The 17,506-nt window shown below is 71.9% G+C and carries 19 protein-coding genes and 2 pseudogenes; 7 read left to right on the top strand and 14 right to left on the bottom strand.

Annotated features, from left to right (window positions below):
* Positions 1-59: 59 nt before the first annotated feature.
* Positions 60-1,229, bottom strand: coding sequence for a thiolase family protein (locus tag AC07C1_RS30670; RefSeq protein ID WP_478944231.1), 1,170 nt, complete (start codon positions 1,227-1,229; stop codon positions 60-62).
* Between the two features lie 156 nt (positions 1,230-1,385).
* Here AC07C1_RS30670 and AC07C1_RS30665 point away from each other — a divergent pair, with 156 nt between their 5' ends.
* Entirely contained in the window at positions 1,386-1,856 is a 471-nt protein-coding gene (locus AC07C1_RS30665; RefSeq protein WP_478944229.1) for a winged helix-turn-helix transcriptional regulator, read from the top strand.
* 82 nt (positions 1,857-1,938) lie between these two features.
* Here the strand turns inward: AC07C1_RS30665 and AC07C1_RS30660 are convergent.
* Positions 1,939-2,276, bottom strand: a pseudogene (locus AC07C1_RS30660) (DUF6807 family protein); the annotation flags it as partial.
* Between the two features lie 114 nt (positions 2,277-2,390).
* Between AC07C1_RS30660 and AC07C1_RS30655 the strand changes: the two are divergent.
* Positions 2,391-2,570, top strand: a complete 180-nt coding sequence (locus AC07C1_RS30655) for a hypothetical protein (protein ID WP_478944227.1) — start codon at positions 2,391-2,393, stop codon at positions 2,568-2,570.
* Between the two features lie 47 nt (positions 2,571-2,617).
* On the opposite strand, the gene AC07C1_RS30650 is transcribed toward AC07C1_RS30655, so the two are convergent.
* Positions 2,618-3,229, bottom strand: coding sequence for a DUF4291 domain-containing protein (locus AC07C1_RS30650; RefSeq protein WP_478944225.1), 612 nt, complete (start codon positions 3,227-3,229; stop codon positions 2,618-2,620).
* A 91-nt stretch (positions 3,230-3,320) separates the two neighbouring features.
* On the opposite strand from AC07C1_RS30650, the gene AC07C1_RS30645 reads away from it, so the two are divergent.
* Both AC07C1_RS30645 and lnt read left to right on the top strand, forming a co-directional pair.
* A complete protein-coding gene (locus AC07C1_RS30645; protein WP_478944223.1) occupies positions 3,321-3,803 on the top strand; it encodes a nuclear transport factor 2 family protein in 483 nt (160 codons plus the stop codon).
* Positions 3,804-3,995: 192 nt separating this feature from the next.
* Complete coding sequence (lnt, locus tag AC07C1_RS30640) at positions 3,996-5,570, top strand: apolipoprotein N-acyltransferase (RefSeq protein WP_478944222.1); 1,575 nt, start codon at positions 3,996-3,998, stop codon at positions 5,568-5,570.
* Here the strand turns inward: lnt and AC07C1_RS30635 are convergent.
* Together AC07C1_RS30635 and AC07C1_RS30630 are read right to left on the bottom strand one after the other, a co-directional pair.
* Complete coding sequence (locus AC07C1_RS30635) at positions 5,488-6,399, bottom strand: Gfo/Idh/MocA family protein (protein WP_478944220.1); 912 nt, start codon at positions 6,397-6,399, stop codon at positions 5,488-5,490. The genes lnt and AC07C1_RS30635 overlap by 83 nt on opposite strands.
* A pseudogene (locus tag AC07C1_RS30630) lies at positions 6,396-6,755 on the bottom strand (monooxygenase); the annotation flags it as partial. The pseudogene AC07C1_RS30630 and the gene AC07C1_RS30635, both read right to left, overlap by 4 nt.
* Positions 6,756-6,934: 179 nt before the next feature.
* On the opposite strand from AC07C1_RS30630, the gene AC07C1_RS30625 reads away from it, so the two are divergent.
* On the top strand, positions 6,935-7,399 hold the full coding sequence (locus AC07C1_RS30625; protein ID WP_478944219.1) for a hypothetical protein: 465 nt from the start codon (positions 6,935-6,937) through the stop codon (positions 7,397-7,399).
* Positions 7,400-7,904: 505 nt separating this feature from the next.
* Here AC07C1_RS30625 and AC07C1_RS30620 read toward each other — a convergent pair.
* From AC07C1_RS30620 to AC07C1_RS30590, 7 genes are all read right to left on the bottom strand, one after another.
* Positions 7,905-8,420, bottom strand: a complete 516-nt coding sequence (locus AC07C1_RS30620; protein WP_478944218.1) for a hypothetical protein — start codon at positions 8,418-8,420, stop codon at positions 7,905-7,907.
* A 483-nt stretch (positions 8,421-8,903) separates the two neighbouring features.
* Entirely contained in the window at positions 8,904-9,587 is a 684-nt protein-coding gene (locus AC07C1_RS30615) for a uracil-DNA glycosylase (RefSeq protein ID WP_478944217.1), read from the bottom strand.
* A gap of 82 nt (positions 9,588-9,669) precedes the next feature.
* Positions 9,670-11,247 carry an ABC transporter substrate-binding protein gene (locus AC07C1_RS30610; RefSeq protein ID WP_478944216.1) on the bottom strand — a complete coding sequence of 526 codons (1,578 nt, stop codon included), beginning with the start codon at positions 11,245-11,247 and terminating at the stop codon, positions 9,670-9,672.
* 199 nt (positions 11,248-11,446) lie between these two features.
* A complete protein-coding gene (locus tag AC07C1_RS30605; protein WP_478944215.1) occupies positions 11,447-12,208 on the bottom strand; it encodes an SDR family oxidoreductase in 762 nt (253 codons plus the stop codon).
* Positions 12,209-12,230: 22 nt separating this feature from the next.
* Positions 12,231-12,992: a 3-oxoacyl-ACP reductase FabG gene (gene fabG, locus AC07C1_RS30600; protein ID WP_478944214.1), complete on the bottom strand. Its 762-nt coding sequence runs from the start codon at positions 12,990-12,992 to the stop codon at positions 12,231-12,233.
* Positions 12,993-13,137: 145 nt separating this feature from the next.
* Positions 13,138-13,587, bottom strand: a complete 450-nt coding sequence (locus AC07C1_RS30595) for a DUF3037 domain-containing protein (RefSeq protein ID WP_478944212.1) — start codon at positions 13,585-13,587, stop codon at positions 13,138-13,140.
* A complete protein-coding gene (locus tag AC07C1_RS30590) occupies positions 13,584-14,348 on the bottom strand; it encodes a HipA family kinase (RefSeq protein WP_478944211.1) in 765 nt (254 codons plus the stop codon). The genes AC07C1_RS30595 and AC07C1_RS30590 overlap by 4 nt, the downstream gene beginning before the upstream one ends.
* Positions 14,349-14,522: 174 nt before the next feature.
* On the opposite strand from AC07C1_RS30590, the gene AC07C1_RS30585 reads away from it, so the two are divergent.
* Entirely contained in the window at positions 14,523-15,053 is a 531-nt protein-coding gene (locus AC07C1_RS30585) for a Rieske (2Fe-2S) protein (protein ID WP_478944209.1), read from the top strand.
* 6 nt (positions 15,054-15,059) lie between these two features.
* Here the strand turns inward: AC07C1_RS30585 and AC07C1_RS30580 are convergent, their stop codons facing one another.
* Positions 15,060-15,704, bottom strand: a complete 645-nt coding sequence (locus tag AC07C1_RS30580) for a cysteine hydrolase family protein (protein WP_478944207.1) — start codon at positions 15,702-15,704, stop codon at positions 15,060-15,062.
* A gap of 149 nt (positions 15,705-15,853) precedes the next feature.
* Between AC07C1_RS30580 and AC07C1_RS30575 the strand changes: the two genes are divergently transcribed.
* Positions 15,854-16,324: a pyridoxamine 5'-phosphate oxidase family protein gene (locus tag AC07C1_RS30575; RefSeq protein WP_478944205.1), complete on the top strand. Its 471-nt coding sequence runs from the start codon at positions 15,854-15,856 to the stop codon at positions 16,322-16,324.
* Positions 16,325-16,539: 215 nt separating this feature from the next.
* On the opposite strand, the gene AC07C1_RS30570 is transcribed toward AC07C1_RS30575, so the two are convergent.
* Complete coding sequence (locus AC07C1_RS30570) at positions 16,540-17,442, bottom strand: LysR family transcriptional regulator (protein ID WP_478944204.1); 903 nt, start codon at positions 17,440-17,442, stop codon at positions 16,540-16,542.
* Positions 17,443-17,506 lie beyond the last annotated feature (64 nt).

Here is a 17,506-nt window from a genome sequence, read left to right as displayed (position 1 = left end):
CCGTGTGCGTCAGCGCGGTTGCCGGGGAACGGGCAGCCGGGTCCCTTCGCCGTAGCCGGTCAGACGGCTTCCAGGATCATCGCGTTGGCCAGCCCTCCCGCCTCGCACATGGTCTGCAGGGCGTATCGGGCGCCGCGCTCGCGCATCGCGTGGACGAGGGTGGTGGTCAGCCGGGTGCCGCTGGCGCCGAGCGGGTGGCCGAGGGCGATGGCGCCGCCGTGCACGTTGACCTTGGCGAGGTCGGCGCCGGTCTCCTGCTGCCAGGCCAGGACCACGCTGGAGAAGGCCTCGTTGATCTCGAACAGGTCCATGTCGGCGAGGGTCAGCCCAGCCCGGCGCAGTACCTTCTCCGTGGCCGGTACGACGCCCGTGAGCATCAGCAGCGGGTCGGAGCCGGTGACGGCGAAGCTGTGCAGACGGGCCAGCGGGCGCAGGCCGAGGCGGGCCGCGGTCTCGCTGGAGGTGATCAGGACGGCGGAGGCGCCGTCGTTGACGGGGCTGGCGTTGCCCGCGGTGACGTTCCACTCGATCTGCGGGAAGCGCTCGGCGAAGCCGGGGTCGTAGTAGGCGGGCTTGAGGCCGGCGAGGATCTCCGGGGTGCTACCGGGCCGTACGCACTCGTCGCGGGCGACGCCCTCCAGCGGCGCGATCTCGGCGTCGAAGAGGCCGGCCTGCCACGCGGCGGCGGCCTTGTGGTGCGAGGAGACCGCGAACTCGTCCATCCGCGCGCGGGTGAGGGACCACTTGGCGGCGATCAGCTCGGCGCTGACGCCCTGCGGAACGAGGCCCTCCGGGAAACGTTCGGCGACTCCGGGCCCGAACGGGTCCTTGCCCGCGGGCACGTTGGACCACATCGGCACCCGGCTCATCGACTCCACACCGCACGCGACGACCAGGTCGTACGCGCCCGAGATGACGCCCTGCGCGGCGAAGTGCACGGCCTGCTGGGAGGAGCCGCACTGACGGTCCACGGTGGTCGCCGGGACCGTCTCGGGGAAGCCGGCGGCGAGGACGGCGTACCGGGTGGTGTTCATGGCCTGCTCGCCGACCTGGTCGACGGTGCCGCCGATGACGTCGTCGACCAGCGCCGGATCGACGCCGGAGCGCTCGACCAGGGTGCGCAGGGTGTGCGCGAGGAGCTGGACGGGGTGGACGTGGGCGAGGGAGCCGTTCGGCTTGCCCTTGCCGATGGGAGTGCGTACGGCTTCCACGATGACTGCGTCGCGCATGGTGCGGGCCTCCTTGGCCGCCTGGCTGCCGGCAGCGGGCTACGGCAGCTACCAGTGAGTAGGAAATTCAAACTCACGATAGCCCGATGAGTTGGAAAATCAAACCCTTCATGAGGACGGCCGTGTGTGCCGCATGGCCGCATCTAGACTGACCGCATGGCCGCAACGAAAGATCCGCGCCCCTGTTCGATCGCCGACGCCCTCGCACTGGTCGGCGAGAAGTACTCCCTGCTCGTCCTGCGGGAGGTGTGCCTGGGCAACGGCCGCTTCGACCAGCTCGTGCGCAACATCGGCGCCCCGCGCGACATCCTGGCCACCCGGCTGCGCCGCCTCGTGGACGCCGGGATACTGACCAAGCGGGTCTACAGCGAGCGCCCGCAGCGCTTCGAGTACCGGCCCACCCAGGCGGGTCTGGAGCTGGAGCCGGTCCTGATGACCCTCAAGGAGTGGGGTGACCGCCATCTCCGCAAGGGCACCGACCTCCCCATGGCCGTCGAGCACGTCTGCGGCAACGAACTGGTGCCGGTGGTCACCTGCCAGGCCTGCGGCGACCCCGTGCGCCACGAGGACCTGACGGCCCACCCGCAGACCCCGGGCTGGACGGTCTCAGGTCCGACGGCCGCCTGACCAGGCGCCTCTACTGCCCCTGCCCGTATACGCCGCCCCTGCCCGTATACTCCGCCCCGCCCGTATACGCCGCCCTGCCCAAAGCCGGGTGGGTTCCGCCGGCGCCCGAGTGATCGTTCTGGGGGGCGTGCGCGAAGACGAGGGTGGCGTGGCCGTCGGCGCCGTCGTGCTCGCCGCAGTACGCGAGCCAGGGCGCGCGCGTCCCCATCAGCGCGGGCCCCTCCCCCTCGGGCCCGATGATCCGCCCCTCCCAGAAGGCGCGCGGGCCCCACCAGAACAGGCTGGTGTAGCCCGCCAGTTCGCGCCCGGCGGTGGTCGGGCTGCCGAAGAGGAGTGGCTCCGCACGCCGGTTGGTGATGGCACTGGACCAGGTGAGCGCCCAGGACCGGAGTCCGCGTCGATGTCGTGGACCTCTGGTCTGGGCGGACCGAGGCACTCTCCCCCGCCGGCCGGACCCCGGCGGTGACCAACCCCATACCTTCTGTGTAGCCACGCGGTAGCGCTGTGTCAGTGCTTGCCCCTAGGCTTGTCCGCATGTCCCCCGATTCCATGCCCTCTGGTTCCGTGCGGCCTGCTGCCGAGGTGAACGAGCAGATCCGGGCGCTGTGGCTGCGTGCGGGCGGCACCCTGTCGCCCCAGGAGCGCGCGGAGTACGAACTGCTGGTGGTCGAGTGGGCCGAGGCGATCCGCGGAGCGGTCATCGAGGCGGCCTGAGACGGACGGCGCCTCCTGGCAGAGACGGCGCGTCGAGGCCGTGAAGCCTAAGCCCGCAGATGCCCGAGCGCCTCGTCGGTCACCGGATACGGCCGCTCCTCGGGCACCAGCGCACTCGCCCGCTCCAGTTCACCCGCCCGCACCAGGCCATGGATCTCGGTGGCCAGCGGTGAGACGTCCTCGATGCCGACGATCCACTCGTCGGCGTACCGGGCCGCCGCCTCCCCGGCGAGGCCGAGCTGCAAGGACCGGTAGGGCAGCGCGTTGTGGCGCAGGTCGCGTTCGGGATCCCACTGCACGCGGGCCGGTGACCGCCGCAACTCCCGCTTCCAGGCCGCCGGGTCGTCGTGCAGGGCCGGTACGTAGTGCGAAAGGCAGGCGTTGCGCAGGGCCCAGTCGAAACCGGCGCGGTCGATCTCGACGGCGAGGACGGTCTCCTGGCCTTCCTTGGTGCCCCAGCCACAGCGGTACATCATCCACAGGAAGGACGGTTTGATCCAGGTCATCCTGTCCCGCTTCCAGGAGGACGGGAAGCGGCCGGTACGGGCCGCGGGGCGGCCGATCTGCGGGCCGTAGGCCTGGTAGACGATGACCGTGGAGTCCGTGTGCCGAGCCCGGATCCGGAACTTGGGTTCGGTTTCGATGGATTGTTCGTTCACGGAGACAGGTTCGGGTGTCGGACGCGCCGCGCACCAGCGAATATCGGCCGCGCCTCTTGGCTCCGCGCCCCGCGTGCCCAACACTGTGCCGATGACGCAGCGTGTGGAGCTCGCGACCGTGATGGACCGGCTGGCCGTGGACGAACTGATCACCGAGTACGCCGTGGCGGTGGACGACGGGGACTGGACGGCGTACCAGGGGCTGTTCACGGCGGACGGTCGGGCCGACTACCGTTCGGCCGGCGGCATCGAGGGCGCCGCCGGGCAGGTCGCCGGATGGCTCGCCGAGAACCTGGCGCTGTTCGCCGTGCGACAGCACCTGATCGTCAACCGCCGGGTACGGTTCGGGCTCCTGGACCACGACACCGGTGACACCGCCCGGGTGCGGGCCGACTATCTCAACCCGATGCGGTCGACGGGCGACGGCGGCCCCACCGCCCCGGACCTCGTCTGCGGCGGCCGCTACGAGTTCGCGCTGCTGCGCACACCGGACGGCTGGCGGCTGCGCGAGGTGGTCGTCCACGAGAAGTGGCGCCGGCTGCCCGATCGCAGCGCGGCGGACGTGACCGGCTGAGCGGTGGGCGCACCCCGGGCGCAGCCCCGGGCGGGGCGCGGGGCTGTGTCGCTGTGCGGCGCCGCCGCACGGGCGGGCTCGGCCGTTCACGGCGGACGCGGACGGCGTACCGGCCTCGATGTCGAACGCACCCTGTCGCGAGATCGCCTTCGAGACGCACACTGGAGCCGACGCTGGGTAGGGAGGGTCCTTATGAGGACGATCGACCGCTGGCTCACCTCCCCCTGGCGACGCTCCGTCGCCGCCGCCCTCGCGGGCGCCCTGCCCGTACTCGCGTTCCCGGCGCCATCCCTGTGGTGGTGCGCGTACGTCGCCCTGGTCCCGTGGATCCTGCTGGCCCGCTCCGCGCCCACCGGGCGGCGGGCGGCGTACGACGGCTGGTGCGGCGGCTTCGGCTTCCTGGTGGCCGTACACCACTGGCTACTGCCGAGCCTGCACGTGTTCATCTTTCTGATAGCCACCCTGCTGGGCGCGCTCTGGGCACCCTGGGGCTGGCTGGTGCGCCGGTTCCTGGGCGGGGTGCCGGCACCGGGCCGGGGCGCCGCGGCGCTGCTGGTGCTGCCGTCGGCCTGGCTGGCGGTGGAGCTGGTGCGCTCCTGGCAGGGCCTCGGCGGGCCGTGGGGCATGCTGGGTGCCAGCCAGTGGCAGGTGGGTCCGGCGCTGCGGCTGGCCTCGGTCGGCGGGGTGTGGCTGCTCAGCTTCCTGGTCGTGGCCGTCAACGTGGCCGCGGCCGTGCTGATATCCGTCCGCGAGTCGCGTGTGCCGGCCGTGGCCTCCTTGGTCGCCACGGCTGCCGCGACCTCGGCCGCGTGGGCGTGGGCGCCGCGGCCTGACGTCGACGGGCGGGTGCGGATCGCGGTGGTCCAGCCCGGCATCGTGGACGGGCAGGACAGCGGCGAGAAGCGCTTCGAGCGTGAGGAGCAGCTGACCCGGCAGCTCGCCGGACAGGACGTCGACCTGGTCGTGTGGGGCGAGTCCAGCGTCGGCTTCGACCTGGACGACCGGCCCGACCTGGCGCGGCGGATCGCCGCGCTGTCCCGCGCGACCGGCGCGGACGTACTGGTGAACGTGGACGCCCGCCGCTCCGACCGGCCCGGCATCTACAAGAGTTCGGTTCTGGTCGGCCCGAACGGTCCGACAGGCGACCGGTACGACAAGATGCGGCTGGTCCCGTTCGGCGAGTACATTCCGGCCCGTTCCCTGCTGGGCTGGGCCACCTCGGTCGGCAAGGCGGCCGGTGAGGACCGCAGGCGCGGCGGCGAGCAGGTCGTGATGAACGTCGGGCACGGGCTGCGGATCGGCCCGCTGGTGTGCTTCGAGACCGCGTTCCCGGACATGGGCCGCCATCTCGCGGAGGACGGCGCGGACGTCCTCCTCGGCCAGTCCTCCACTTCCTCGTTCCAGCGCAGCTGGGCCCCTGAGCAGCATGCCTCGCTGGCCGCGCTGCGGGCCGCCGAGACCGGCCGCCCGATGGTGCACGCGACCCTCTCCGGCGTCTCGGCCGTGTACGGGCCGGACGGCGAGCCCCTCGGCCCCTGGCTCGGCACCGACGCGAGCACCGGCCGCCTGTACGACGTACCGCTCGCACACGGCGTCACACCGTACGTCCGTTACGGCGACTGGCCGGTGCACGGCGCGTTGCTGGTGCTGGCCGCGCTGTGCGCGACCGAGGGGGCGCGGGCGCTCAGGCTGCGCCGGAGCGGTCCTCAACCGCTCGTACCACCCGCTCGCACAGTTCATGAGTCGCCAGTGCGTCCCGGGCGCTGAGCACCTTGCCGGCGCGGACGGCGTCGAGGAACGTGAGGGCCGCCTGTTCGATCCCGCGCTGCCGGGCCACCGGCACCCAGTCGCCGCGCCGGCGCACCGTCGGCTGCCCCTTGTGGTCGATCACCTCGGCGAGGTTGAGCACCTGGCGCTTGGTGTCCTGTCCGGACACCTCGAGGATCTCCTCCGCCGAGCCGCTGAGCCGGTTCATCACGCCGAGCGCGGTGTAGCCGCGCCCGCCGAGCTGGAGCACGACGTGGTGGAGCAGCCCGTCCTCGACGCGGGCGCGCACGGTGACGTCGTCGACCGGGCCGGGTACCAGGAACCGCAGGGTGTCGACGACATGGATGAAGTCGTCCAGGATCATCGAACGCGGTTCCTCGGGCAGCCCGATCCGGTTCTTCTGCATGAGGATCAGCTCGCGCGGGTGGTCGAGGCACTGCGCGTAGCCGGGGGCGTACCGCCGGTTGAAGCCGGCGAACAGGGAGACGCCGCGCTGTTCGGCGAGGTCCACCAGCCGCTCGGAGTCGGCGAGTTCGTAGGCGAGCGGCTTGTCGACGTACGTCGGTACGCCCGCCGCCAGCAGCCGGGTGACGATCTCGGGGTGGACGGCGGTGGGGGCGTGCACGAAGGCCGCGTCGAGGCCGGCGGCGAGCAGGGAGTCCAGGCTCGTGTGCCGCCGTTCCCGGGGCAGGTGCAGGGTGTCGGCCACCCGGTGGAGGGTCGCGGGCGTGCGGGTCTGCAGATGCAGGTCGATCCCCGGCTGCATGCCCAGCATCGGCAGGTACGCCTTCTGCGCGATGTCCCCTAGTCCGATGCAGCCGACCTTCACGTGTTCTCCCTCTCCCGCTTGCCTGCGCGTGGTTCCCCGGAAGCATACGGGGGCCGCCAGCCGGTGATTTTGTCGAGACCGCGCGGGAAGAGCGCCAGTCCGGCCTTCGACAGTGCGGCGATCGCGGGGTTGCGTGCGGCGACGACGGCGCGGCTGCCGGCCATGCCGAGGCGGCCGGCCTCGACGGCCTGGCGGGCGATCGCGATCGTGCGCGGCAGCCGGGCGGCGGTGTGGGCGGCCAGGGCGTCGCGGGGAGTGGTCCCCTCGCGCGCGTGCGGCCGGGTGAGGGAGAGCGCGAGGACGACGGCGTCCTCGCTGGCCTGGTTGCCGCCCTGGTCGAGGGCCGGGGGCATGGCGTGGGCAGCGTCTTGGCCACGCGGACCTCATCCGCGAGCGGATCGACGGCGCCACCGGCGACTGACGTCACCTTCGGCACTCGGAAACCCCCCGTACGGGGAACGAGATCACCCGTGCGGGGGCGGCAACCTCCACTCCCTGCTGCCAAGCCGGGTGCCTACCCAGCAGAGTTGCGCGGGTGCATCGATCGACCACCACCGCAGCACTCCTGGTCACCATGGCCGTCTCGGCCCTCTCCGGCTGTACGACGGTCGAAGGCACGGCGACACCCGGGCCCCCGCCGGTCGCGGAGCCCTCGCAGCCGACGGCGCCCCGGCCGGACGGCAGCGCGGAACCCCGGGTGGTGCAGGCGCCGGCCCGGGAGGCACTGGAGATGGCCGGGCCGTCCCGGCACCCGGAGCGCTCCGAACCGGCGGCCCCACGACGGACCGGGGCAGCGCCCCCGGTCACGCACCGGCCGCCACCCGCGCCCGCCCGTTCCCGGCCGCACCGGGATCACCCCCGGCGGTCGCACGTGGACGGCCCGGCCCTGTCACCGCCGGACCCGAAGGCCGCTGACGTCTGCGCCCTCGGCAAGAAGTACGGCGGCTGGCGCGGGGACAGCCCCGAGGCGGTGATCTGCGAGCAGACATACGGTCACTGACCGCCTCCGGCGGGCACCGCTTCGAACACCGGCCCCTCGTCGCCTTCGGCGAGCCCGACACCGGGCGCCACCTCGCGCACCGACACTGATCAGCTCCAGCGGGCCCGACACCCGCCGCCACCTGGTGCCCGGCACTGATCGGCTCGGGCGGCCCCGGTGCCCGGGCCACCGCGCATCAGCACCGGCAAGGCAGCCGGTCCGCGGAAAACGGCCTGCCCCATTCACCGGTCGTTCCCAGGCAGGCCCGACGCCCGGCGCCACCTCGCGCATCGGCACCGGTACGGCAGCCGGTCCGGCGGAAAGCACGCCGGTCGCACCCCGGCGAGCCCGGCGCCATCTCGCACACCGACACCCACACCGACACCGGCAGCCGGTCCGGCACGAAACTCCCCGGCCGATTCTCCGGTCAGCCCAGGTGAGCCCGACACCCGGGGCCACCTCGTACACCGGCACCGCCAGGCAGCCGGTTCGGCAGGGAGCACCCCGGTCGATTCACCGGTCGGCCCTAGCTCGGCCGCTGCCGGGGCGGCCCCCAGCCGTCACCGTCCGGTGAGCCGCCCTCGCCCAGCCGCAGCTCCAGCCGGCTGATCGCCGCCCGTACCCCGTTGCCGTAGCCGTCGTCCGCCAGGCCCCCCACGGCGCTGCGGGCCCGGCGCAGGTGGCTGCGGGCGGCCTCGGCGCGGCCCAGCTTGACGTAGTCGGCGGCCAGGTTGAGGTGCAGGGAGGGGAGGAAGCCGCGGACGCTCAGCGGATCGCCGCCGCGGCCGTCGGCCAGTTCCTCCGCCGCCGACAACGCCCTGAGGTCCCAGGCGAGTTCGTCCGCCGGGTCGTCCTGGGTGTCGGCGAGGTAGTGGGCGAGGGTGCAGCGGTGCAGCGGGGCACCGTCCTGGCCGATCTCCGCCCACAGGTCCAGGAGACGGCTGCGGGCCTCCTCGCGGTCACCGCCGTGGTGCAGCATGACGACCTGACCGATCCGCGTCAGCAGGGCGTCCGGCGCCGCCTGTTCCTGTCGCTCCGCCACCGCGTCCTCCGGGCCGTCGTCAGCTGTCTGCCCCGACGCTAACCGGCGCCGTCGGGATTCCCGGTCAGGCGGCCCCGCACGGCACGGCGCCGCGGCCGCCGGGGACACAGCCCCGCTGCGCCCCGGCCGTGGACGCCGACGGCAGGCTCGCCGGCATCCGGACACCGCGCCGGGCGGACCCAGCGGGGCTGCTCCGGACCGCGCCCTCGACGAAGGCCGGCCCAGGTTCGGGATGCGCCCCCGGCGAAGGCCGGCACGGGTTCGCGGAACACCCCTCGCAACGGGTCGGCCCACAGTCGCGGCACACTCCGGTCGGCGGGCGACCCCCGCTCGCGGCACACCCCGGATACGGGCGAGCCCACGCACGCGGCGCACCCCCGGTCGACCCACCCTCGCGGCACACCCCCGACGAAGGGTCGACCCACCCTCGCGGCGCCGCCCGGCAATGGCACGACCCACGCTCGCGGCGCGGCCCGGCGCTGGTCAGCCCAGGTTCGGGATGCGCCAGTCGATGGGCTCGTGGCCCTGCTGGGCGACCGCCTCGTTGATCTGGGTGAAGGGGCGGGAGCCGAAGAACTTCTTCGCGGACAGCGGCGAGGGGTGCGCGCCCTTGACCACCACGTGCCGGGTCTCGTCGATCAGTGGGAGCTTCTTCTGCGCGTAGTTCCCCCAGAGGACGAAGACCGCCGGGTCGGGCCGGGAGGCCACCGCGCGGATCACCGCGTCCGTGAACTTCTCCCAGCCCCTGCCCTTGTGCGAGTTGGCCTCGCCGGCCCGGACGGTGAGCACCGCGTTGAGCAGCAGCACGCCCTGCTCGGCCCACGGCATCAGATAGCCGTTGTCCGGGACGGGCAGGTCCAGCTCCTGCTGCATCTCCTTGTAGATGTTCCGCAGGGAGGGCGGGGTCTTCACTCCCGGGCGGACGGAGAAGCACAGCCCATGGCCCTGGCCCTCGCCGTGGTACGGGTCCTGGCCGAGGACGAGGACCTTGACCTGCTCGTACGGCGTCGCGTCCAGCGCGGCGAAGACCTCCTCGCGCGGTGGGTAGACAGGACTCTTCGCCCGCTCCTCCTCGACGAACTCGGTCAGCTCCTTGAAGTAGGGCTGCTGCAGTTCGTCACCCAGAACCCCGCGCCAGGACTCGGGCAGCATGGCGATGTCGGTCACGTCAACGTCCTCACGATGTGCGGTCACTTCCAGGCTTCAGAACCTACAGGCGACCACTGACAACCGGTGCCCCGAGGGCGGTTCACCAGCTGGTCTTGCGGTGCAGCATCCACATCATCATGATCGTCGACGGGTCGAGGGCCTGCTCGCCGCCGGAGATGTCGTTGCTGGCCGCCACGAACTGCCGGCCCTGCCACAGCGGGATCAGCCGGGCGTCGTTCACCATGATCTGCTGAGCCTGCTCCATGTCCTTCACCGTCTGGGCGCGGTCGCTCTCCGCGCGCGAGTGGGGCAGCAGCTTGCCGGTGATCTCCTTCGACGGGTACGGCGTACCGAGCGCGTTGTGCTCGCCGACGAAGGGGGCGATGAAGTTGTCGGCGTCCGGGAAGTCCGGGAACCAGCCGCGTCCGAACACCGGGTACTCGCCCTTCTGGTAGCCGACCACGTAGGTCTTCCAGGGGCGGCTCTTGAGGGTGATGGTGAACAGCCCCGAGTCGTCCAGCTGACGCTTCAGCTCCTGGAACATCAGTGCCGTCTCGGAGCCGTAGCGGTCGGTGGTGTACCAGAGGGTGAGCGGCACCCGCTGGGTGATGCCGGCGTCGGAGAGGATCTTGCGGGCCTTGGAGACGCTCGGGTCGCCGTACGTGTCGAAGAAGCCGGTGGCGTGGCCGGTCAGGCCCTTGGGGACCATCGAGTACAGCGGGTCGACGGTGTCCTTGTAGACCTTGTGCGCGATCGCGCCCCGGTTGACGATCTGGGCGACGGCCTTGCGTACGGCGGGCTGCTTGGCCCAGGGGTCCGCCGGGTTGAACACCAGGTAGCTGATGTCGGTGCCGGCGCCGTCGACCAGTTGCAGGTCGGAGGTGCCGTGCTGCTGCAGGGCGAGGATGTCGTCGGCGCCGAGACCGCGGTAGGTGACGTCGATCTGCTTGTCCCGGAGCGCCTTGACCATGCTGGACGAGTCCTGGAAGTAGCGGATGGTCACCTTGTCGTTCTGCCGCTCGGCGAAACCCTTGTAGTTCCCGTTGGCGGCCAGGACGGCCTGCTTGCCCTCCTCGTACGACTGGAGCTTGTACGGTCCGGAGCCGAAGACGTTCTCGTCCTTGCGCAGGGAGTTGGCGGGGTAGTCGTCCGGGTCGACGATCGACATGGCGGGGGTGGCCAGCACGAACGGGAAGGTGGCGTCGGACCGGTTGAGGTGGAAGACGATCTCGCGGTCGCCGGACGTCTCGACGCGGTCCAGGCTGCCGAGCAGCTCCGCGGGGCCCCCGGGCGCGTCGATGGTGCGGATGCGGTCGATGGAGTGCCGGACGGCCTCGGCGTTCAGCGGGTCGCCGTCGGCGAACTTCATGCCCCCGTGCAGCTTGCAGCGGTAGGTGCGGCTCGTGGAGTCGGTGAAGGAGCAGCTCTCGGCGGCGTCGGGCTGGGGGGTGGTGGCGCCGTTCGGGTAGGCGAGGAGCGTCTGGTAGATGTTCCGGTACAGCTCCCATGAGCCGTCCCAGGCACCTGCCGGGTCCAGCGTGCTGGGGGCGCTGGTGGTCCCCACGACGATCGGCCCCTTGCTGTCGGCGTCGCCGTCGGACAGCAGACTGCAGCCGGCCAGCAGGGATATGGACGCGATCGCCGCGACTCTCCGCAGGAATCGGTTCCGGTTGAACACGCGCACGCTCCTCGATCTGCCATACCAAGGGTCGGCAGACCATACCGCAGCGTCCGGGCCGCTGAACCACCCCCGGCAGTGACCTTCTTGATCGATTGAGCGATGACGACGTTGTCATCCCGCTGTATGGGTCCCGTATGCCGTTTCGGGCGCCGTTCCACGGGGAAACGGCGCCCGAAAGCGACGATCGGCGAGAGGGTCAGCCCACGCCGGCGTTGAGGAAGATGCCGCCGTCCACGACGAGCGTCTGACCGGTGACCCAGTCGGACTGCTCCGAGGTGAGGAACGCGGTGGCGCCGCCGATGTCGGAGGGCACACCGAGCCGGCCGAGCGGGTAGGAGGCGGCCGCCTCCTCCTCGCGGCCCTCGTACAGGGCCTGCGCGAACTTGGTCTTGATCACGGCCGGGGCGATCGCGTTGACCCGGACCTTCGGCGCGAACTCGTGGGCCAGCTGCTGGGTCAGGTTGATCATCGCGGCCTTGCTGACGCCGTACGCGCCGATGAACGGCGAGGGCGCGAGGCCCGCGACCGACGCGATGTTGACGATCGCGCCGCCGTTGTCCTTCTGCCAGGCGTGCCAGGTCTTCTGGGCGAAGCCGAGGGCGGAGATCACATTGGTCTCGAAGACCTTGCGGGCGACGGCCAGGTCGAGGTCCGCGATCGGGCCGAACACCGGGTTGGTGCCCGCGTTGTTGACCAGGAAGTCGACACGGCCGAAGGCCTCCATGGTGCGCTCGACGACCTCGCCCTGGTGGTCGAGGTCGTGCGCCTTGCCGGCGACGCCGATGACCCGCTCGGCGCCGAGCTTCTCGATGGCCTCCTTGAGGGCGTCCTCGCCCCGGCCGGTGATGCACACGCGGTCGCCGCGGGCCACCAGCGCCTCGGCGACGCCGTAGCCGATGCCACGGCTCGCGCCCGTGACGATGGCGACCTTGCCGGAAAGTTCCGGGAGTTCAGTCATGTCCGTGATTCCCCGAGATCCCTTAGTTGAGCGGTCCGCCGGCGACGTACAGCACCTGGCCGGAGACGAAGCCGGCCGCCTCGCCGGTGAAGAACGCGATGGCGTTGGCGATGTCCTCCGGCTCGCCGACGCGCTGCACCGGGATCTGGGTGGCGGCGGCCTTCTTGAAGTCGTCGAAGCCCATGCCGACGCGGTCGGCGGTGGCCTTGGTCATCTCGGTGGCGATGAAGCCGGGGGCGACGGCGTTGGCGGTGATGCCGAACTTGCCCAGCTCGATGGCGAGGGTCTTGGTGAAGCCCTGCAGACCGGCCTTGGCGGCCGAGTAGTTGGCCTGGCCGCGGTTGCCGAGCGCCGAGGAGGAGGAGAGGTTGACGATCCGGCCGAAGCCGGCGTCCACCATGTGCTTCTGGACGGCCTTGGTCATCAGGAAGGAGCCGCGCAGGTGCACGTTCAGGACGGTGTCCCAGTCGGAGACGCTCATCTTGAACAGCAGGTTGTCGCGCAGCACGCCCGCGTTGTTGACCAGGATCGTCGGGGCGCCCAGCTCCTCGGCGACCCGGGCGACCGCCGCCTCGACCTGCGCCTCGTCGGAGACGTCCGCGCCGACCGCGATGGCCTTGCCGCCGGCCGCGGTGATCTTCTCGACGGTGTCCTTGCAGGCGGCCTCGTCGAGGTCGATCACGGCGACCGCGTGGCCCTCGGCGGCCAGCCGTACGGCGGTGGCGGCGCCGATGCCGCGCGCCGCCCCGGTGACTACCGCGACCCGCTGTTCAATGGTGGACATTGCTTCTCCTCGCCCTTGAGAGAACCTGTCGGGGCCCTCGGAGAGGACCCCTGATGCGGTGAGCGACCGCTTAGTACCTTCAGCACCCGTGACGCTAGAAGCCCTGGCACCCGGTGTCAACGGCACATCCCGCCGGTGTGATCCATTACCTCACCAGGAGGTCCAGCAACCGCTCCGTCTCGGCGGCCGGGTCGGCGGTCAGACCGGTGTGCACGGGACCCGGCTGGACGACGGTGGAGCGGGGTGCGATCAGCCAGCGGAAGCGCCGCCCGGCGTCGTCCCCGGCCGCCTGTCCGGCGCCGTCGCCGCCCGCGCACACCTTCTCCACGGCCCCGAGCGCGGCCCGGACGCCGGTCACGTCGGCCCGCGGGTCCAGCGCGAGCAGCCGGGCCTCGTCCAGGTGGGTGCGGGCGCCGACGTAGCCCTGGGCGCGGGAGTAGACGATCACGCCGGCGTTGATGCACTCCCCGCGCTCCACGCGCGGTACGACCCGCAGCAGCGCGTACTCGAACACGTCCCGGTCGCCGCCCTGACCCGCTCGGGTGATGTGCCGCTCGGCCACATGGCCGGCCATGTGGATGTGGCGCTCGCTCATTTGCCCTCCTCGGTGCCGGTGACGCGCTCTGCGATGACGGCCGCCCGGGCGAGCAGCGGTCGGGCATAGGCCCGGCGCAGGTCGTCCGGCGTGTCGAAGCCCGGCTCGTCGGCGAGCCAGGCGTCGGGGATCTCGGCGGTGACCTCGCCGAGGAGGTCCTCGGTGACCCGGGGTGCCAGCTCGGCCGCGGCGGCCGCGACGTCCGGGGCGAAGCGGGCGAGGGCGTGGTCGGAGGCGTCGTAGGGGCGGGCCGCGGAGGCGTCCGCGGAGGGCCAGTTGTGGTGCCAGATCATCGTGGCGCCGTGGTCGATGAGCCACAGCTCGCCTCGGTGCACGAGGAGGTTGGGGTTGCGCCAGGACCGGTCGACGTTGTTGATCAGCGCGTCGAACCAGACGATCCGCCCGGCCTCCTCGGGGCTCACCGGGAAGGCGAGCGGGTCGTAGCCCAGGGCGCCGGACAGGAAGTCCATACCGAGGTTGGTGCCGCCGCTGGACCGGAGCAGGTCCTGGACCTGCTGCTCGGGCTCGCCGAGCCCGAGGACCGGGTCCAGCCGGACGGTGACCAGCCGGGGCATCCGGAAGCCGAGCCGGCGGGCGAGTTCGCCGCACACCACCTCGGCGACCAGTGTCTTGCGGCCCTGCCCGGCGCCGGTGAACTTCATGACGTACGTCCCGAAGTCGTCTGCCTCGACGAGCCCCGGCAGCGAGCCGCCCTCACGCAGGGGCGTGATGTAGCGGGTCGCGGTGACTTCCTTGAGCATCGCCCCAGGTTACTGGGGCGCGGGCGAGGCCCGGCCGACACCTGATCGACAGCTGTGACTCGCGGCCCCCGCGCCCCTGGGCGGCAAGGATCCGGGTGCCCGTCTGAACAGGTGGTGCCCGAGGACCGTACCCCTGGACGGACCACGAAAAGCTCCGCGGAAGGGAACCGCCACATGACCAGCGCATCGCCCCAGCCCAACCCCGAGCTCCCGGCTGCGCTCGAGCAGGGCGGTCACAGCACGGGACCGGACCGCCGTATTGTCATGGCGGCGGTCGGAGCGGCGGGGCTCGCCGCCGCGCTGACCGCCTGCGGTTCGGGCGACGACTCGTCCAACACCGTCAACACGGGGTCCGGGTCCGGCACGGCCGGTGCCAACGGCTCCTCTCCGGACGGCGGCTCCTCCGCCGGCTCCGGTGGAGCCGCGCTCGCCAGGACCTCGGACATCCCGGAGGGCGGCGGCAAGATCTTCAAGGACCACGGTGTCGTGGTCACGCAGCCGACGGCGGGCACGTACAAGGCGTTCTCGTCCAAGTGCACCCACCAGGGGTGCGCGGTGAGCAGCGTGGCGGACGGCGTGATCAAGTGCCCGTGTCACAACAGCCACTTCGCCGTCGCGGACGGCAGTGTCAAGCAGGGGCCCGCGACCCGGCCGCTGCCCGCGGCGAAGATCACCGTCTCCGGCGAGGAGATCAGGCTCGCCTGATCCGCCTCAGGCCCGCCTGCGTGACCGTTCCAGACAGCCGAGCAGCTCGTCGGTGGTCGTGATCACGGCGACCAGTGCGAGGGTGTTGCGGATCATCACGGGGGTGTAGTCGTCGGGCACCCCTGCAATGGCGTCGGCCGGGACGACGGCGGTGTAGCCGAGGTTGACCGCGTCGAACACCGCGTTGGGTATGGCGACGTTGGCCGAGACACCGGTGACGATCAGGGTGCGGCAGCCGAGGTTGCGCAGCAGGGCGTCGACGTCGGTGCCGTGGATCGGGGACAGCCCGTGCAGCCGCCGTACGACGAGGTCCTCCGCGGTGACCTCGATGGGGGGCGCGACCCGGACCGCGGTGCTGCCGCTCAGCTGTTGCACGGGAAGCCGTTCGGCGGCCCGGAACAGACGGGCGTTGCGGCCGGCGCCGCGGCCGTCCGGGCGGCGCTCGGCGATCGCGTGGATCACCTGCACCCCGGTCTCGTGGGCGGCGGCGACCAGCCGGGCGACATTGCCCAGAGCGCCGCGGGAGCGGGCAGCACGGGCCAGTTCGGGCAGGGCGCTGTCCGGGCCGACGACCCCCTGCTGGCACTCCACGGTGAGCAGGACGGTGTGCACGGGGTCGAGGAGGTCACCGAGCTGCTCGTACGACGGCATCACGCACCCTTTCGCCGAGGGCCGGGGCGGTGAGAGTAACCACAACCGGGCGCGGGCGGTAGACGAGCCATTCCCTTTTCTGACGTGATGTCAGAGGATCGGCCGGAGACGGAAGTTCTCTGGCACGACGTGGGAGAAGAGGGGGCCGTATGACCGTCACTCAGCAGCGCCGGGGCCGGAAGATCATGATGACACCCGGTGAACTGGACGAGTTTCTCACCGCCCAGCGCACCTGCCGGGTCGCGACCGTCTCGGCGGACGGCGCACCGCATGTGAGCGCGCTGTGGTTCGCCTGGGACGGCACCTCGCTGTGGCTGTACTCGGTGGTGCGCAGCAGGCGCTGGGCCCAGTTGCGCCGCGATCCGCGTGTGGCGGTCGTGGTCGACTCGGGCGAGGAGTACGACCAGTTGCGCGGGGCGGAGCTGTCCGGCCGGGTGGAGTTCGTCGGTGAGGTGCCGCGCACCGGAGAGCTGTGCGCCGAACTCGACACGGCCGAGACGCTGTTCGCGCGCAAGAACTTCGGGCTGGACGAGATGCCGCACGACGGCCGGCACGCCTGGGCGCGACTGACCCCCGACAACATCGTCTCCTGGGACTTCCGGAAGCTGGGCGGGGCGTAGGCCCGGCCGGATTCCGCCACGAGGGCCGCACGGGACGCGGCCGCACGGGACGGGGGCACGCCAGGCAGGCCGCGCAAGGCAGGGCCGCACGAGACGGGGCCGCACAGGGCAGGCCGCGCGAGACGGGGCCCCACGAGGCGGACCCCGCCAGGCAGGGCTCAGCCGGGTCTGCGTACGCGACGCGGGACAGGGCTCGGCCGGGATGCCCGGCGGGCTCAGGCGAGCGTTTGTGCCGCCGTGCGCAGGGCCTCGACCGCGGCGCGGATCGAGGGGCGACGGTCGGCGTCCGCCCGCCAGACAACGTACACATGCCGGCGCACATGCTGCTTCAGCGGGACCAGGACCACCCCCTCGGGCACCGGGTGGCGGCCCAGCAGTGGAGCGATGCACACCCCCAACCCGGAGGCGACAAGGCTGAGTTGGGTGTGGGTCTCGCCGGCGCGGTGCCCGACGGTCGGCTCGACGCCCTTGGACCGGAGGGTGAACATCAGCCACTCGTGGCAGAACTCGCCCTCGCCCCAGGTGATCCACTCGTCGTCGGCGAACTCGGCGAGGTCCACCTCGTCGCGGTCGGCGAGCCGGTGCCCGGCGGGCATGGCGACATCGGCCGGGTCGTCCAGCAGGGGTGCCTTGACCAGGCCGTCCGGCACGGGCATCGGCTTGTTGTACCAGTCCAGGACCACCGCGAGATCCAGATCGCCGCGGACGACACCGGCGACGCCCTGCTCGGGCTCGAGTTCGCTGGAGCGCACCCGCAGCCCCGGATGTGTGGCGCGCAGCGCGCCGAGCGCGGCCGGGAAGAGCCCCCGGGCGGCGGTCGGGAAGGCCGACAGCCGCAGTTCGCCGACGACCTGGCCGCGCTGCGCCTCCAGGTCGGACTCGGCGAGCTCGACCTGCGACAGGATCCGCGCGGCATGCTCGGACAACAGCCGGCCGGCGTCCGTGAGCCGGACACCCCGGCCGTTCTTGGCGAGGAGCCGCTGGCCGACCTCACGCTCCAGCTTGGCCAGCTGCTGGGAGACCGCGGACGTGGTGACGTGCAGCGCGTCGGCCGCGGCGCTGACCGAGCCGTGCCGGGCGAGGGCGTCCAGGGTACGCAGGCGCTCGAGGTTCAACATGTAAGTGATTCTAAGAGGTACAGCGTGAGAAATGTCGATTGTGCTACGAGGTTGCCTACGGCAT

The sequence above is a fragment of the Streptomyces sp. NPDC045022 genome (assembly GCF_056432605.1).
Note: the sequence above shows the minus strand (reverse complement) of the source record. Positions and strands in the feature narration are given on the sequence as shown.

Coding starts and splice junctions, on each gene's coding strand:
- lnt (WP_478944222.1), top strand. CDS start 3,996: ATGAGGACGATCGACCGCTGGCTCACCTCCCCCTGGCGACGCTCCGTC.
- AC07C1_RS30655 (WP_478944227.1), top strand. CDS start 2,391: ATGTCCCCCGATTCCATGCCCTCTGGTTCCGTGCGGCCTGCTGCCGAG.
- fabG (WP_478944214.1), bottom strand. CDS start 12,992: ATGTCCACCATTGAACAGCGGGTCGCGGTAGTCACCGGGGCGGCGCGC.
- AC07C1_RS30605 (WP_478944215.1), bottom strand. CDS start 12,208: ATGACTGAACTCCCGGAACTTTCCGGCAAGGTCGCCATCGTCACGGGC.
- AC07C1_RS30590 (WP_478944211.1), bottom strand. CDS start 14,348: ATGCTCAAGGAAGTCACCGCGACCCGCTACATCACGCCCCTGCGTGAG.
- AC07C1_RS30645 (WP_478944223.1), top strand. CDS start 3,321: ATGACGCAGCGTGTGGAGCTCGCGACCGTGATGGACCGGCTGGCCGTG.
- AC07C1_RS30575 (WP_478944205.1), top strand. CDS start 15,854: ATGACCGTCACTCAGCAGCGCCGGGGCCGGAAGATCATGATGACACCC.
- AC07C1_RS30595 (WP_478944212.1), bottom strand. CDS start 13,587: ATGAGCGAGCGCCACATCCACATGGCCGGCCATGTGGCCGAGCGGCAC.
- AC07C1_RS30665 (WP_478944229.1), top strand. CDS start 1,386: ATGGCCGCAACGAAAGATCCGCGCCCCTGTTCGATCGCCGACGCCCTC.
- AC07C1_RS30580 (WP_478944207.1), bottom strand. CDS start 15,704: ATGCCGTCGTACGAGCAGCTCGGTGACCTCCTCGACCCCGTGCACACC.
- AC07C1_RS30570 (WP_478944204.1), bottom strand. CDS start 17,442: ATGTTGAACCTCGAGCGCCTGCGTACCCTGGACGCCCTCGCCCGGCAC.
- AC07C1_RS30670 (WP_478944231.1), bottom strand. CDS start 1,229: ATGCGCGACGCAGTCATCGTGGAAGCCGTACGCACTCCCATCGGCAAG.
- AC07C1_RS30585 (WP_478944209.1), top strand. CDS start 14,523: ATGACCAGCGCATCGCCCCAGCCCAACCCCGAGCTCCCGGCTGCGCTC.